This window comes from Ruminococcus sp. 1001136sp1_2201st1_G3_2201SCRN_220225 (assembly GCF_040924365.1).
GTDB lineage: Bacteria > Bacillota > Clostridia > Lachnospirales > Lachnospiraceae > Blautia_A > Blautia_A faecis.
This window is the reverse complement of sequence record NZ_JBCOME010000034.1, coordinates 1-14,792: the sequence shown is the minus strand read 5'-3', so window position 1 is coordinate 14,792 and position 14,792 is coordinate 1. Positions and strand designations below refer to the sequence as shown.

Genomic DNA, 14,792 nt, shown 5'->3' with positions numbered 1-14,792 from the left:
GATTTCTGTACATAACAAAGCGTGTTGCTGGTCACGAAATGAACCGTAACATGATCAAAAAAATGAAATGCTGCCAGTGAACAGTAATGAAATACACTGGCATCATGAAATCGTTACATAAAGGAGGAATTATATGCCTGGCCATAAACCACGGACGAATAAGGGGCTGGCTATAGCTGCTGTTCTTATGTGTCTTGCATGCGGAGTTTCTTTTACCCAGTCTTCCGCTTCGCACTCACCCATTACAGATACCCAGATCCCGGACATGTTCGTAGCTGGAAATACAGATGATTCCCAGATTCAATCTGGTGGTGCGGCAGCTAAAAATACCGATGCAGAAGAGGAGAACACACCGGAGGATGTCATTCCCACCGAAACGCCTGCCGCAGATACCCCGGCACCTGATACCCTTTCAGGTTCAGACACTTCTTTCGAAGTCTCTCCGGAAGCTTCCCAGGGGGTGTGGACGCCAGTTGACAGTAACTGGTATTTCATGGTAAACGGAGAAGGTTATAAAGGCTGGCTCACAGATACAGACGGACACCGCTATTACTTCAATGACAAAGGCGTTATGCAGACCGGATGGCTTGAGCTTGATGGCAAGCGCTACTACCTCAATGCAGATGGAGTTCTTCAGACTGGTGACGTGACAATAGACGGCAAAATTTATCACTTTGGCGCTGACGGTGCACAACAGGGTGAACCGACGACGGCAGATGATAGTTCCAATCAGGATCTTGTATTCTACATGAATACTACATCAGATTCTTCGAATGCTGACAATCTCACAGCTTCTGCGACAGGTGCTTCCACACCGGCTGCAGAAGCTGATATTTCTTCTGATCGAAATGAAGATTCCAGAAAAGCTTCTTCCGAAGTCGATGATCCTTCTGAAGCCTCTTCTGCAGCATCAGAAGTCTCCCCTGTACCGGAAGCCTCCGTTACTTCGGAACCGACTGTTTCTCCGGAGCCAAAGGGGATGATTGCCCTCACCTTTGATGATGGACCCAGTGATTTTACAGACCGTCTTTTGGATTGTCTGGAAGCAAACAATGTAAAAGCTACTTTTTTCCTGGCAGGTCAGGAAGTGGAATATTTTCAGGAACCTGTAAAGCGTATGGAGGAGCTTGGATGCGAGATTGGAAACCACTCTTATGATCACCCGGATCTCACCACGCTTTCCGCCGATGATGCTGCAAGTCAGCTTTCCCGCACAGATCAGCTGATCCAGGATCTCACAGGGCACATTGCCACTGTTGTGCGCCCCCCTTATGGTTCTTACAATGACACCGTAGCAGAGACTGCAGCAAGGCCTCTGATTTTGTGGTCTGTGGATACTCTGGACTGGGAAACACAGAATGCAGATTCCACAGTACAGAATGTAATGGACAACGCCAGTGATGGACAGATTATTTTAATGCATGATATTTTCAAAGAATCTGTGGATGCTGCTGAAATTTTTATTCCGCAGCTGCTGCAGGAGGGCTATCAGCTGGTAACAGTAAGCGAGCTGGCTGCTGCAAAGGGAATTACATTGGAAAACGGAACCGCTTATGGATCGTTTTGATTTGGCGTGTCCCAAGTTCAAACGCCTTATCGTGCAAGCACGAACGGCTTTTTGACCTTTTGACACTGGTATCATAATATAGCACTACATAAAAACCAGAGTATCGTTTTCAGGAAATCAGCAACTATACTCTGGTTTATTCTATATATTTTTTCAAACACGCAAAAAAGGAACTGCCATCATGACAATTCCTCTTTTATACTTATTCAGTTTTCTCTTCCAGAAGGCTGCTGTGAACATACGCCTCAGAGCCTTCATAGTCAATCTGGATCCAGTCTCCGCTCTCACCTTTCTTGACTACTTCTGTCCCAGCGGACAATCCACCAATCACTTCTGCATCACTGCTGGCTGCTGCACGGACATTACAATCCTCTGTCACTACCAGCGTAGTTCCATCGGCTGTCTCTGCAGATCCTGTGACATCCTCACCAAGACCATCAAGGAAAGCAGCAAGTGCAGGATCTGCAGTCTGTGCATCCTCATACTGCTTCTGTACCTTGGCCTTCAGCTCCTTCACGTCGTCATCCTGACGCAAAGAAACTTCATATTTCGTTATCTCGTCGCTGTCATCGTGAGCAGCGCCGTCAATCTTCCAGTTCCCGTCTGTGTCCTTTACCACATAGAACTCAGCAAGCGCAGGTACCTTTGTATCAATCCCCTGACAGATGTAGTAAAAACAGGAATATACTACATAGGAATCGTCATCAAGCCCCTTTTTCGTGTAGATATCACCAGCTTCATACCCTTCAATGTACTTGGCATTGGTAATCTTAGACTCGTCTGCCGGTGCAAGATTATCTACCAATGTACGCAATTTGGTAATATCTTTATCCCCCAGAGCTGTGTAATAGCTCTTGATCAATGAAGTAATCTCTTCATTAGCTTTTTCCATGGGATTGGCGTCTTTCTTCCCGTCAGTCTCCCCATCATTTGCCGGAGAAGAAGGAACATTTCCCTGGTCGTTGTCTGCTGTTACCTGCTCATCGGCTGTATCCTTGCTGGAATCGCCCTTCCCGCTTCCCATAAATGCACGGATACCGAAAAACAGGACAACCACGATTAACAGAATCGCTCCGCCAAGCATAAAATAGCGAAGGTTATCTGATAACCATTCTCTGAAATTATCCAAGTTCTTGTCCTCCTTAATACAACGCACCGGAACGCCCGATCGTTCCAGGCAATACACCTGAAGGGAATCGAACCCCCGCACATGGTACCGGAAACCACTGCTCTATCCACTGAGCTACAGGTGCATAAATTCGAAAGCTGCATTATCATTAGTTACTGTCTAACATTTAAACAGCAACCTCATATACAACCACTTCGACTAAAAAATTATAGCACAATATCGACTGGATGTAAAGTTTTTTCTTTTGACGGAATAGTTATGTCAGTTTTGAAAAGGGGCTGTCGGGAAATAGACAGCCCCGCCCTCATCCGGGCAAAATCTCCCACAAATTGTGACGCACATCTTGCAGAAAGCCTTTTTCAAACACGCTCTAGTACTCCATTTTTACTCCATTTTCGTAATAAATAGCTTGAAATTATAATAATTTACGTGGAATACACCACTCTCTCAACCCCTGGAAATACTGGAAAAATCAGGTGTTCCGTAGAGGTCGTATGGGGTGCTCTGATAGACGTAATAATTACATTTATTTGCACCCCATCTGGTTACAATAAATCCAGTAAAATCAAGGGATTCCAAGGCTCTACGCCATATCATTTTTCTGCACTACCCCATTTTTACCCCACGGTATCATCCACAAAATTTAATAACTTTTTCATTACTAGCTAAATTTATCTCAGCTGCCGGATCAGGGAGATCAATTGAATCTTCAAGAAGTTGCATATCATTCACTTTTTTATGCTCCATAACCGCAGTATATAAATCCATTGTCATCTGAAGAGAAGCATGGCCAAGATACGCTTGCACTGTTTTTGGTACAATTCCAGCTTCAAAACATCTAGTAGCAAATGTATGTCTGAAGCAGTGTCCTGAAAAAGTTTCCATCAAATCCAACGGATCCCTCATCAGATTCACTTCCTGCACGATTCTTTCAATTGCATCGCAATATAATTGTGCATTTAATGGAGTCCCAAGCTTCGTAGTAAACAGGAAATCAGGAAATTCCAAATTCTTCCTACACGTTTTCGCCATTACAATTTTATGCTGAATAATCTGTTTTTCTAGTGCTTTACGGCAATATGAATTAATCGGAACTGTTCTTATGCTTGTTTCTGTCTTTGGGGGACCAAGATGAAATGTCTTACACTCATCACCCTCCAGTTTCTGATACAACAGCGTACGATTCACATGAATAACATTATTTTTCCAATCAATATCCTCTTCCGTAAGCGCATACAATTCTCCCGGACGTAAACCAGTATTTACAGCAACAACAAACATATTATTATAGAATGTACCGGCGGCACATTCAAAAAAGTCTGTCTGATCCTCTTTGCTGAGTGCCTTAATCTCATTCTGCGGCTTATTCTTTGGCAATCTTACACCTTTTGCTGGATTGCGGATAAGGAACTGATCTTCCATTGCTCTATTAAGCATATCAATAAGAAGAACCTTCACTTTGTTCAGAGACTCATACTGATATCCTTTTTTTGACATATTATTCACTAAATCTGTAATCATCAATTTGGTGATATTTACTAAACGAGTTTTTCCAAAAACTGGTGAAATCAACCTTCTATACATTGAATTGTATGTAGTTTTTGTACTGAGCCTGACAACAGGCTCTTTATAAACCCGCATCCATTTTTCGTACCACTCATCCAATGTTATTTTTTCATCAACAATATTTGACAGCTTTTGTTCGTTTAGTTCCGCCTCTGCCAGCTTCGCTTTTACTTCTTTCACCGTTGTACCATAGACGGATCTTCTGGCGCCAAAACGGTCTACATACCTTCCATGATACACCCCGTTTTTTCTTTGTGTAATGCCTTTTCCCAATTCCTTTCCTTTTAAATTTTTTCCCATTCTTTCACCTCTTTTTAACTAGAGGTGCGTAAATGTTATTTTTTATAGCACTAATCTTATCACACACCTCCGTTTCCTGCAATCATAAATAAACAGTTTCATCTAAATATGATTCCAGTCTGTTTTTTTTGATAAGCGCTTTCTTACCATTGAAAAGCACAAAATTGCAGCAAGGTTCTTTTATCATATCGCGCAGTTTGTTTTTACCAATGTTGAAATATTCAGCAGCCTCATCAATCGTCAGCAAATATTTCTCAGACATAATAATCACCTCCCAAATCAAAAAAAGCACCCAAAAATCAACGTTTTCGTGATTTTTGGGTGCAATTGCACACACTACCGTTATTTCCATTCATCCCGAACCTAACCGAGATAAGAGTTTATGCAGCATCTACTGCCAAATACCATTTTTATAATATCATCCATGAAACTATGTGTCAATTTCATCACAGTTTCAAATATGTAGCATTAAAGTTTTATTATTATCGCTTAATTATCATAAAAAGTTATAAACTCAACATTTACGCTACCTCCAGCGTATTTATTGAAACCTCATATACAATTCGCTTCTGAGTTTCATTTTCCTCGATCCGTTTTTTGTACTCCCGGCTTTGGATTCTGCCCCAGACCATCACACGGGTTCCCACTTTAAGATCAGCCGCATAGCGGGCGGTACTCCCCCAACAAATGCAGGGTATGTAATCTGATTTTCCAAAAGACCGGTTCACAGCCAGAAGCAGATCCGTAATTTCTTTTTTCAGAGGGGTTTTTCGGTAAACTGTAGGTTTACAGATTGTACCTTCCAGAAGAATTCGATTTGTGTAATCCGTCTTAGAGTCATTTACCTCTACAAATTTCACTTCCCTGGCAAATACATAAAGCTCTAATCGAGTATGGTTTTCTTCACGTAGATTATGTGAATGAAATTCCCCATAAATTTCCGCAAATTCACCAACGCGGCTCTTCGTAATATCTGCAATTTGTTCCGATATCAGCACCGGAATTGTATCTACAGAATCGCTGAGGCGCTTAACCTGAAGCTCCGTCTTATAAAAGCATTCTCCACAAATCTTATGACTAAATGTAAAATCCATTACAATCTTACCAGTGATAACAACCTGGTTATCATCAAACATTATATAGGCCATAGTATCTTTATCCTTTCTCTCTTTTGTTTACCATTTTATGCGGCGTTCTCCATCAAATCCTCTTCCAGAATATCCGCAAGCAGCTTTCCAGTGAATCCAAATCCATTCACTTTTACTTTCTTTTTCCGCAAATCTTTGATTTCTTTTTTCCGAAGATCCCGGCTCTTTAGTGAAAGGATCTTATCTTCCTTGTTGAGCTTACGCACAAGCTGCTCCTGCCATTTTACCAAAAATTTTTTTGCTTCCTCAATGTCAGGATTTTGACGGTCAAAATAAGTCCGCTTCTGGCGTACTGTTCCATCAGGTTCCACCTCCAATGTATAATAGGGTTTCTCTGGAGTATCTGTTTTTCGTAGAAACAAAAGATAGGATTCCTGTTTTGCCATACGGTCAAAATAAGTTTCCTTTCCAGTAATGCAATGCTTTAGTTCATTTCCCTCTACAAAAATATCCCTGACGCTTCGCGGTGCTACAATCTGATATTTTTGATTTTTATATTCATATTTTTTCAGACTTTCGCAAACCGCTTCTATTGTAGGAAACTTTTCCACGATCTCATCTGCTTTCAAATCCATTTCTTTATCTTTCAGCATTTGGATCACTTCATTATGCCGCAGTTCCAGCTTTCGTACCCGATATACAATGGAATCTTTTACATTCAGGCCTAGTTTTTCAGCCATATCAAGATAATCCTTCCAGGTACCCACAAGATCTTTCGGTTTCTTTTCACTTTCTTCTGCCTGTTTTTCTAAATAATTCTTTATCTGTTCCGGGCTCATTCGATCTAGTATAAATGATAGTTCTGTCGGGTTAATCTTACATTTTGAGAACCAGGCAATCACGTCATCTTTGATCACCTTTCCCAATCCTTTTTCAAAAATCAACCATTCAAGAAATATGCGTCCACCCTTGTTATTCCGAAGTCTGTTTAGCCGGAATTTATCAATCCCCAGTGCATGTCCTAAAGAGTCTGCTTCTTGGAAATAGATAGATGTTCCAGTACTCAAAATGTCATCCACTAACTGATCCAGTCCGGCTTTTGCCAATTGTTCAAAATAGGGATACCAGCTTAACCGATCTAAATAATAGATTGGCTCTATCTTTTCACTTTTTCTAATTAATTCATAAAATCCACTTCTTCTAAATTGCTTATTTTGAATTCCATGAAGGGATTTTTTATAGATACGTCCTGGATAACGCGGTTCATAGCCCCAATAATACGGACGGTTCGGATAGAGTTCTCCCTGAATCCACCTATGTTCATCTGTTCCACGGTAGTATCCATAATAAAACTCTTTTTTATTAAGATCTGTATCATAGACAAATCTGCGTTGTTCCCACCAATTATATATTGGTTTCGTATATGCCAGCATATCATATTTCACACTAGCTCTGAATTCACGAACGACAAAATTCTGTCCGCACGTTTGTAACAGATATGCCGTTTCCTCACGCGAACTTACCATACGCTGTTTTCCGATTGCCTTATACTGGATCTTATGCCCGCAATTAGGGCATTTTCCTGTTTTGTTATGTTTTACAGCTTTTACAGGCACATTCTTTTCGCACCAGGTACAATAACCTGTCATACTTTCTTTCCGGGAGTATTTATAGAAAATATAATTCTGTGTAATCCCTACTTTTTTCATCCACCGATCCCAGTCTTTCGGTGTATTCTTCACACAATTCATCACCTGATCCCAGGTCTGTGTACGCAATCGGTTTTTCTGTATTCTTTTTCTTCTGCGTACTCCTTCTTCAAATTGTAAAATAGCATAATACACATTATCTTTTTTGTACTCCTCGCCCAGAATTTCCCATATCTGATCCAGACTGTTTGCAGCACACCATGCATGACTATATTTTATGCCGCTTGGCCATTCAATTTTATCCAACATTTTATTCGTCCAGCCTTTTAACCGGTAATCATACCCTATGAAGCAATCTTTTGCCTTATCAATGAACAGGGTATATAAAGGCCTTCTTCCTCCTGCGGTCAAAATATCTGTAATAAAAAAACCTATTTTTAAAATATTTTCGTCCATTTCCGCCTGAATGAACAAACCAATTGGATATTTCATTCTCTCATAAGCCATATTTCCGATAACTGGTATATCACTTTCTGCCGCCAAAACCATCTCCTTTGATGGTTCCAATACCTTCATTTTTTTAAGCTTTCGTTTTTCCATTTCATTCATCCCTTCTGAAGTTATTTTATAAATCTAAGGTTAACTGCTCAGCCTCATCCTTATGCTCATTTGCCGTAACCCACTCCTGTTGCAACGCTTCAATCTGTTCAGCAGACAGTCTCTTCTTCATAAATCTTTGTTCCGTATCGTTCAGAGACTCCCAGCCCTTTTTCACAAGCTTTCTTTTTACCTGCTCCAGGCGTTTCTCTTTTCGTTCCTGTTTCCACTTCTTCTTCGCTTTCACAGAATCTGCTTCATATCCAACATTTATTCCAGCTTTCTCATCCTCAAGATCCTGTGCCTTATCGCGCGTCAATCGTGCAGCAACTCTAATGTTCAAAATTTCCACCTTCAAATCCGGATCATACAACGCCTGCATAGAATAGCCATTGAACCATTCTTTTCTAAAAATATCCTCCCGGTTTCTTTTTGCAATTTCCTCACAGATATCGACCGGAACCTTGCCCTGCAGAAATTTCTTTCCCCTTGTGATCGTCACTACAGGTTCACCAGCAAAAAAGGTATCGTCTTTTCGGATTGTAGATACCTTTACATCATAGTAGATATTCCCTGTCTTTTCGGAAAGAGGTCTGCCCCGCAGCGTACAGTAATCTCCTGGACCGCATCTGCACTTCATCGGATCATACTGCAGGCTCCATTTCTGCTTGTCGTAGTTATAGAACATGTGCAGCTTACAAATTCGGTTTTTATGCTGTTCCTTAAATTTTTGAAACAATTCTTCTTTTTTCCTGTCTGCCTGTTCTTTCAGATATTCCACGCTTTTTTTATACTGGTAATCCGATACCATATGGCAGACGCAAAATTCATCTTCCTTTAATAATGGATGATTCCGTTCACAATCTTTCTTATGCCATGGGCATCGGAATGCCACATTATCGTTTTCAAAGCAAAATGTCTCATTCATATACTCCAAGCGGTCTATACAATTTTCCCATTTCACATACAGCCCACAGCCGGACATAAAAGTTTTCTCTTCCAGATACTCGTCGGTATAAACAAATCCACCATCCGAATTTTCAAGGGGGGATTTTCCCATCTTTCCGATTCCAATTCGAACATAGTCGGGATGGTTTTCTGTCGTATATCCTTGAAGAAGCAGCTCCTGCGTCAATAAATTGTATTTGTATTCCTCGGACATTTTCATCTCCTCTTAACGACAGATACGGCAGGAAATTCCTGCCGTATCCCGTTCCTTGTCATTTAATTTTCCTCATCCATACGGATTGTTGTAACTAACATTTTCATACTGCCTCGAAGCATAATAAATTTATCCTCTTCCTTGCAGTAATAATAGACCTTATCCGTTAAAAACTCCTTTTGGAATGTCATTCTTGCATTAGAAGTTCTTAGTAAATTCTCAAGTTCTTCCAGGCTGCAAAGTTTTGAACTGTATATCAGGGCTTCATGGACACTGCTAAATACCACATAAAAACCCCCGTCCATGAATTCCACCAGTTTCTTTATCACGCCTGGATACAGAACTGCCACAGCACCATTTGAGAGTCCTTTTACGCTAAGACAGATTCCCTCCTTCTTTTTCTTATCCGAAATAAAATAAGGATCCATATTCAGGAAGTCCTCACCAGCATAACCCGGAGTGTACATCATTTTTTTGAAATCATAGATTCTTGGAGGCAATATACGATAACTGTTTAAAAGAGCCTCGTGTAAAACATCGTCTTTTTCCAGGCCCCATGCTTCCAAATATTCCGATCTGACTTTCAAATATGTAATCCCATTCTTCAAGGTTCCTGCATGCACATATAACGTGATTGCAATGTCTCCCATTGTTTTATATACGGCATTTTTCAGTTCATGTCTGTGCTGATCCAGGTTCAAAAGCCCCAGAAAAAGATGTTCCTTGACTTTTTCATAATCATTCAGATATCTGGTATTTTCCATATTTCCTACTCTATCCAGATCACACTTCACCCTTGCTTCTATGTTTTCCATGGAAGTCCCTTCCGCATAATCCTGGTAAAGCTCTTCCACAAAAATCCCACAGATGTCTTTTCCAGAATCCGTTTCAGCGCAGACTACAAATAACCGATCCCCATTTGCGGTTATTCCGGTTTTCTCTTTTTTCTTAAAGAAAACATAGTCCTCTGGGAGATGAGTAGCTTTTATGATCCAGTTTCGTAATTCCTGCACAAACTGTTCGTATGTTAAATTTACGTGCATACTAAGTTTTCCTTTCTTATAATTCTTCAAATGTTTCCGAACATTCTCATACCGGAACAAGTTCAACACGGCCGACAGGTAAGGTTACCCTTGATACCACCTTATCCCATTTTGCAATTTTCCTGGTGCATCTGTCATAGTAATATATTTCATCTGCCAGAAAATCTTCGTCTGGGGTAGCATCTTCAATTGTCTCTTTCAGGATTCTTTCCAAGCCTTCTGGATAACACTTGCTCTTCGGATGAATCATCGCTTCGTGAATGCTTGTAAATACAATATAAAAATCATCATCCAAAATTTCTGAAAGTTTTTGTGCCACTCCAGGCAAGAAAACAGCCACAGCTCCATTTGTACGCTTATCCGTTGATAAACAATAGCCTACGCGTTCGCCACACAACCTCATTCCATAATTATCGTAGCCATAGGCCATAAAGTCCTCTCCATCATAATCAGGATTTAAAACTAAACGTTCCCACTGATAAATCCTTGGTGGTGTAAGAAGATAGGTATTTAAGAGTGCATTTTCATAGACCTCATTCTCATCCAGCCCCCATTCTACCAGGCTATCTTTGCGGATTTTCATGCTCGAAATACGGCCATTACACTGACCCACTTTCATATACAGAACACAGGCTATGCCGTCCACCTCTTTATACACCGCATTTTCCAATGCCTTTTCATGTTTTTTCTTATTCAAAAGACGGATAAAAAGATCCTCCTTCACTTTTGAATAATTATTTACATTCTTTGTTTTTTCGAAGAATCCTGCTTTACTTAGTTTTTTAATTTCTTCTGTAACAGTATCTCCAATTTTATCTATCGAAACACCATCCAGATAATCCTCATATAATTCTTCTGTATGAATTCCACATACTTCTTTCCCTTCTGAACTTACACGACATTCCACAAATAAACGGTCTCCATTCGGAGTCATTCCCTCTTCATCTTTTGCTTCAAAGTAAATCTGTTTTTCTTGCAGATTTAAAGCATCTAACAGATACCCTCTTAAGTTTTCAATAAACTTCTCATAACTAAAAATTTCACTCATAGTATTTTCATTTCCTTTCATTAGGATTCATACACATAATGCTTACTTAACTATTGTGCAGCCCTACCTGCTTTTCCAATAATCAGTGCTCTTCCGCTAAATTAACCGTAGTAAAGCTAACCTTTACTTTTTCCATATATACAGAAATCTTATCTTCGATTCTGCTATAGTAGTAGAGTTCTTCTGACAATAAATCGTCTTCATACACCATACCATTTCCATACTTGATTACCATTTCATTGAGTTCAGCCTTAATATTTTCTAAATTACTCTCATTTACACTGTAAATTACCCCTTCGTTCCTGCTTGTAAATACAATATACAAATCACTTGCCATAAGCTGTGCCAGTCTTTGAAGAACGCCAGGATAAAATACAGAAACAGCTCCATATTCTTCAGCATTTGTAGAAAGCTGAATTCCCCTAACTCTGTCACTTTTCGATAAGCAGGATGCTCCATTCTCCATAAAGGGTTCTCCCCATTCGTTCCCATGATTTGTATAAAGGAGAGGGGGTGCCATCTGGTAGGTATTTTTAAATGCCTCTTCCATAACAGCCTCTTTTGTCATTTCCCATTGTTCCAAATGCTTATTTTTTATCTTTATGCCTGTAAAATACTCGTTCGTGTTACTACGCATCATATACAGGACACAAGCGATATCGCCAACATCCTCATGCACTGCATCTTCCATCTCAAGCGAATGATTTTTCTTGTTAAGAGGTTTTACAAAAAGGTATTTTTTGATTTTTTGATAACTGTCAGGAGTCATCTTGCCCTCTAACATGCCAACCGTTTTTAGTTTCTCAATTTCCTCCTGTACAGAATAAAAAATTGATTCCATTGAACTTCCTTCCATAAAACGCTCATATAAATCTTTCACATCAATACCGCATAGTTGCTTTCCACTTAAATTTTCAAATGTCTCCACAAACAAGCGGTCCTTATTATCTATGGCTTTCTTTTTAAAAAATATTTGCTGTTCCTGTAAGTTCAAAGCATTCAAAAGCTGTTTACTTAATACCTCAACAAATTCCAAATATCCTAACTTCATCGTAATAATCCTTTCTGCGGTTTCTCTATGACCGCTGATCCAGCATCCAATTTTCAATCTGCAATTCCGTACCATTGATCTTCCTTATATCTTGCGCCATCCACACAGATCTGATTTATAATGGTGATCTCATTGCTATCTGGTTCTTCCTGGACAAAAATAAGAAGATCATTTTTCCGCCCTTTTGCTCTGGGGTTTTTTCCACGTACAACTACAAACCCGTTTTCCCCTGTGCCAGTTTCTTTACAAACCAGGCTACACCATGAGCGGTCCGGATGTATTGCCATATACGCTGCCCCTCGTAACAAAAGCGTTGGAAAATCCAATTCCTCTATCAGTTCTATCTTGGTGCATGAGATTTTCGTATCCTGGTCATCTTCATCCAGATCTCCAAATGCTTTCACAATAAAGTAAGTGGATTTTTTCCAATTTGGATAGTGGACCAGACAATCCAGCGGATTTTCCGCACAATGGAATCCATTCTGTCTGCAATTTGCTTCCGTTGTCTCATTGATCCCATATCGCTTAAATTGATAACCCCTGCAACTTAAATTTTTTTCAAACCCTTTGTATGCAATCATATTCAGGCTCCTAAATTAAATAAAGAAAGCTGCTCCGGTTCTTCTTTCTTTTGCGTTGCTGGCTTTGCTGCCACCTTTGCATCTTCCGAAACATCTTTCTTCGTATCTGAATCTTTTGATTTTGCTGACAATGTCCTGATTGATTCCGCTCTTTCCCAGGCTTTCTTTATTGTATCTTTTTCTTCCTGCGCTTTTTTCTCCATGTCTTTACGGTCATCCAACAGGTAATAGTCTATTACCCAGGCAAATACCTCTGTAGAGCCAATCGCTATACCAGCATTTTGCCCCACACCAGTTTTTCCCTCTTTCTTTGCTTTCTCCAGTGCCGTCTCATATGCTTTTTCATGGACATATTCGATACAGTGTCTCAGCGTCTTATGGGGCTGGAGGATCACATCTTTCATAACAGGATCTTTTCTGGCAAGGTCTAAAAGATACGTGCCAAGCACGGTCGCATACCCTGAATCCTGCAAAAGAAGCATTTCTTCTGTCAGTTTTTCGGTTACTGAACCGGATTGCCCCATTAATGGAACTTTCAACAGACAGCAGCTTTTTCCTGCTATAAATGCATCCGTGTCCTCTTTGGATATGAAACATTCTTTTGCAAGGCTTTCAATTGCCGCTACATTTTGACAGGTCCGGTAATGTTCTGCCAGGACATTTACTTCCTCTATGCTTTTCGCCAATTTTTCCAGCATATAAAGCTCCTCCCGTCATTATGCCGCTTTGGATGCATGATTTTCTACATTTCCTCCAGCTGCCGCTCTTTGCACTTCCTGGGATTCCTTATCAAGCTCATTCACCAGATTCAGTATTACCCGGCGTACCCAAAGGTTTCCATTCCACTTCTTTTCAAGGGTCTCCGCACTCTCAACAATGTTTTTCCACACACTATCATCCAATGCACGATGTCTGTATTTCTTGTAAAATGGATAAATCTCATACATGGCCTTTTTAACATCCACATAAATAACAGAATCCACATTAGACAACAATCCCATCAGGACCGGATGCCTGTCATATTTTTGGATCAGCTCATGGATTCCAACAGGTCTTTCTCCTGTGTACAAGCCTAAAAAGTCATTAAATATCGTTCCAACTGTATTTATATTTCTATGTTCCATTCATGTCCTCCTCTGCTCTTTTGATTCTCGCCGTTACGGTTTCCGGTAAGCATTCAAACGCATCTGCAATTGCGTTTTTACTGTAGCCTTCCAGAAACAGCTTTTTCATCATTTTCTCCTGCTCTTTTTTCTTCATCTTTTTCAGGGAGGAATCCCTGATTTTGCGCTTCAGTATCTTTTTGCTTAGTGGATGATCCGGTCCATACTGATAGATTTTCCAGGCCTCCGCTGCGTTCAGCCCACACACGATTGCCAGTACCAGACAATAATAGCCTGCATACTCTTCATTTCTTATGCCATCACCTTCTTTATAGTTCTAACATTTTTCGGTTTCCGGCATTTTCCATTTACGCGTGTTCTCCTTTCTGTTCCGCAAGAAACTTTTCCACACCTTCCGGATCGTATTCTGCCAGCTTTTTCAAATTAAACTGAACCAGACGATAAGTACAATATCCGGAATGTCCTACTCTTCGCCGAACTCTCCCAAGCTTATATTTGCGGATAAACTTAATTTTATACTTCCAATTAAGGTCCGAAATAAATGCTTCATTTCTCTCTACGTCTTCATAGGGCAGGTTTATGGTCAGATCACCATATGACTCCTCTTCCTCGCCTGGTCTCATCATTCCAACAAAAAGCTGGTTTCCATACGCATAGGAAGCTACTTTCAGAACGATTTCTTCGTTTCTAACCGGTCCTTCATATTGCAAAATTTTCTGTTCCATGTTCATCCTCCGATATTCTTATATTTTTTGAACTATCAATCTTCTCCTTTCTTTCGTATTTGCGCCCTTTGTCTCTGAAATTCTTGGTAGAGTAGGCGGATGAAATTTTCATCCGCCCCTCATCAAACCGTGCATGAGGTTCTCCCTCACACGGCTTTCCGA

The 14,792-nt window shown here is 40.3% G+C and carries 16 protein-coding genes, 1 tRNA gene and 2 pseudogenes; 2 read left to right on the top strand and 17 right to left on the bottom strand.

The genetic code is table 11. The features are described 5' to 3' along the window. Positions 1-133: 133 nt before the first annotated feature. Positions 134-1,567 (top strand): polysaccharide deacetylase family protein, encoded by a 1,434-nt coding sequence (locus AB5642_RS11830; protein WP_173718606.1) that lies wholly within the window; start codon positions 134-136, stop codon positions 1,565-1,567. A 202-nt stretch (positions 1,568-1,769) separates the two neighbouring features. Here AB5642_RS11830 and AB5642_RS11825 read toward each other — a convergent pair whose 3' ends face one another. From AB5642_RS11825 to AB5642_RS11815, 3 genes and pseudogenes are all read right to left on the bottom strand, one after another. Beyond that, complete coding sequence (locus AB5642_RS11825) at positions 1,770-2,696, bottom strand: SH3 domain-containing protein (RefSeq protein WP_227199258.1); 927 nt, start codon at positions 2,694-2,696, stop codon at positions 1,770-1,772. A 52-nt stretch (positions 2,697-2,748) separates the two neighbouring features. Continuing rightward, positions 2,749-2,820, bottom strand: a tRNA-Arg gene (locus tag AB5642_RS11820). A gap of 137 nt (positions 2,821-2,957) precedes the next feature. Next, a pseudogene (locus tag AB5642_RS11815) lies at positions 2,958-3,053 on the bottom strand (DUF6783 domain-containing protein); the annotation flags it as partial. Here AB5642_RS11815 and AB5642_RS11810 point away from each other — a divergent pair. Further along, positions 3,009-3,104, top strand: a pseudogene (locus AB5642_RS11810) (DUF6783 domain-containing protein); the annotation flags it as partial. The pseudogenes AB5642_RS11815 and AB5642_RS11810 sit on opposite strands and share 45 nt — an antisense overlap. A gap of 222 nt (positions 3,105-3,326) precedes the next feature. Here the strand turns inward: AB5642_RS11810 and AB5642_RS11805 are convergent. The 14 genes from AB5642_RS11805 to AB5642_RS11740 form a co-directional block, all read right to left on the bottom strand. Then, the gene (locus tag AB5642_RS11805; RefSeq protein WP_173718608.1) at positions 3,327-4,562 is read right to left on the bottom strand and encodes a site-specific integrase; all 1,236 of its coding nucleotides are present in this window, start codon (positions 4,560-4,562) and stop codon (positions 3,327-3,329) included. A gap of 82 nt (positions 4,563-4,644) precedes the next feature. Next, positions 4,645-4,824, bottom strand: a complete 180-nt coding sequence (locus AB5642_RS11800; protein ID WP_118581334.1) for an excisionase — start codon at positions 4,822-4,824, stop codon at positions 4,645-4,647. 259 nt (positions 4,825-5,083) lie between these two features. Then, positions 5,084-5,710, bottom strand: coding sequence for a single-stranded DNA-binding protein (locus AB5642_RS11795; RefSeq protein ID WP_173718609.1), 627 nt, complete (start codon positions 5,708-5,710; stop codon positions 5,084-5,086). A gap of 35 nt (positions 5,711-5,745) precedes the next feature. After that, on the bottom strand, positions 5,746-7,899 hold the full coding sequence (locus AB5642_RS11790) for a PcfJ domain-containing protein (protein WP_173718610.1): 2,154 nt from the start codon (positions 7,897-7,899) through the stop codon (positions 5,746-5,748). Between the two features lie 25 nt (positions 7,900-7,924). Beyond that, positions 7,925-9,058: a hypothetical protein gene (locus AB5642_RS11785; protein ID WP_173718611.1), complete on the bottom strand. Its 1,134-nt coding sequence runs from the start codon at positions 9,056-9,058 to the stop codon at positions 7,925-7,927. A gap of 62 nt (positions 9,059-9,120) precedes the next feature. Further along, positions 9,121-10,101: a DUF5688 family protein gene (locus tag AB5642_RS11780; protein WP_173718612.1), complete on the bottom strand. Its 981-nt coding sequence runs from the start codon at positions 10,099-10,101 to the stop codon at positions 9,121-9,123. Positions 10,102-10,147: 46 nt separating this feature from the next. Next, positions 10,148-11,149, bottom strand: a complete 1,002-nt coding sequence (locus tag AB5642_RS11775; RefSeq protein ID WP_173718613.1) for a DUF5688 family protein — start codon at positions 11,147-11,149, stop codon at positions 10,148-10,150. A gap of 82 nt (positions 11,150-11,231) precedes the next feature. Beyond that, positions 11,232-12,257, bottom strand: coding sequence for a DUF5688 family protein (locus tag AB5642_RS11770; protein ID WP_368371642.1), 1,026 nt, complete (start codon positions 12,255-12,257; stop codon positions 11,232-11,234). Next, positions 12,254-12,781 carry a hypothetical protein gene (locus AB5642_RS11765; RefSeq protein WP_118584265.1) on the bottom strand — a complete coding sequence of 176 codons (528 nt, stop codon included), beginning with the start codon at positions 12,779-12,781 and terminating at the stop codon, positions 12,254-12,256. The genes AB5642_RS11770 and AB5642_RS11765 overlap by 4 nt, the downstream gene beginning before the upstream one ends. A 2-nt stretch (positions 12,782-12,783) precedes the next feature. After that, complete coding sequence (locus AB5642_RS11760; protein WP_118584266.1) at positions 12,784-13,479, bottom strand: Cas9 inhibitor AcrIIA9 family protein; 696 nt, start codon at positions 13,477-13,479, stop codon at positions 12,784-12,786. 18 nt (positions 13,480-13,497) lie between these two features. Next, positions 13,498-13,905 carry a hypothetical protein gene (locus AB5642_RS11755; protein WP_118584267.1) on the bottom strand — a complete coding sequence of 136 codons (408 nt, stop codon included), beginning with the start codon at positions 13,903-13,905 and terminating at the stop codon, positions 13,498-13,500. Continuing rightward, a complete protein-coding gene (locus tag AB5642_RS11750; RefSeq protein ID WP_227199254.1) occupies positions 13,895-14,152 on the bottom strand; it encodes a hypothetical protein in 258 nt (85 codons plus the stop codon). The genes AB5642_RS11755 and AB5642_RS11750 overlap by 11 nt, the downstream gene beginning before the upstream one ends. A gap of 100 nt (positions 14,153-14,252) precedes the next feature. Next, positions 14,253-14,630 carry a DUF4313 domain-containing protein gene (locus AB5642_RS11745; protein ID WP_173718615.1) on the bottom strand — a complete coding sequence of 126 codons (378 nt, stop codon included), beginning with the start codon at positions 14,628-14,630 and terminating at the stop codon, positions 14,253-14,255. Continuing rightward, positions 14,605-14,792: hypothetical protein (locus tag AB5642_RS11740; protein WP_207746652.1), on the bottom strand; the 188-nt coding region annotated here is incomplete at its 5' end. The genes AB5642_RS11745 and AB5642_RS11740, both read right to left, overlap by 26 nt.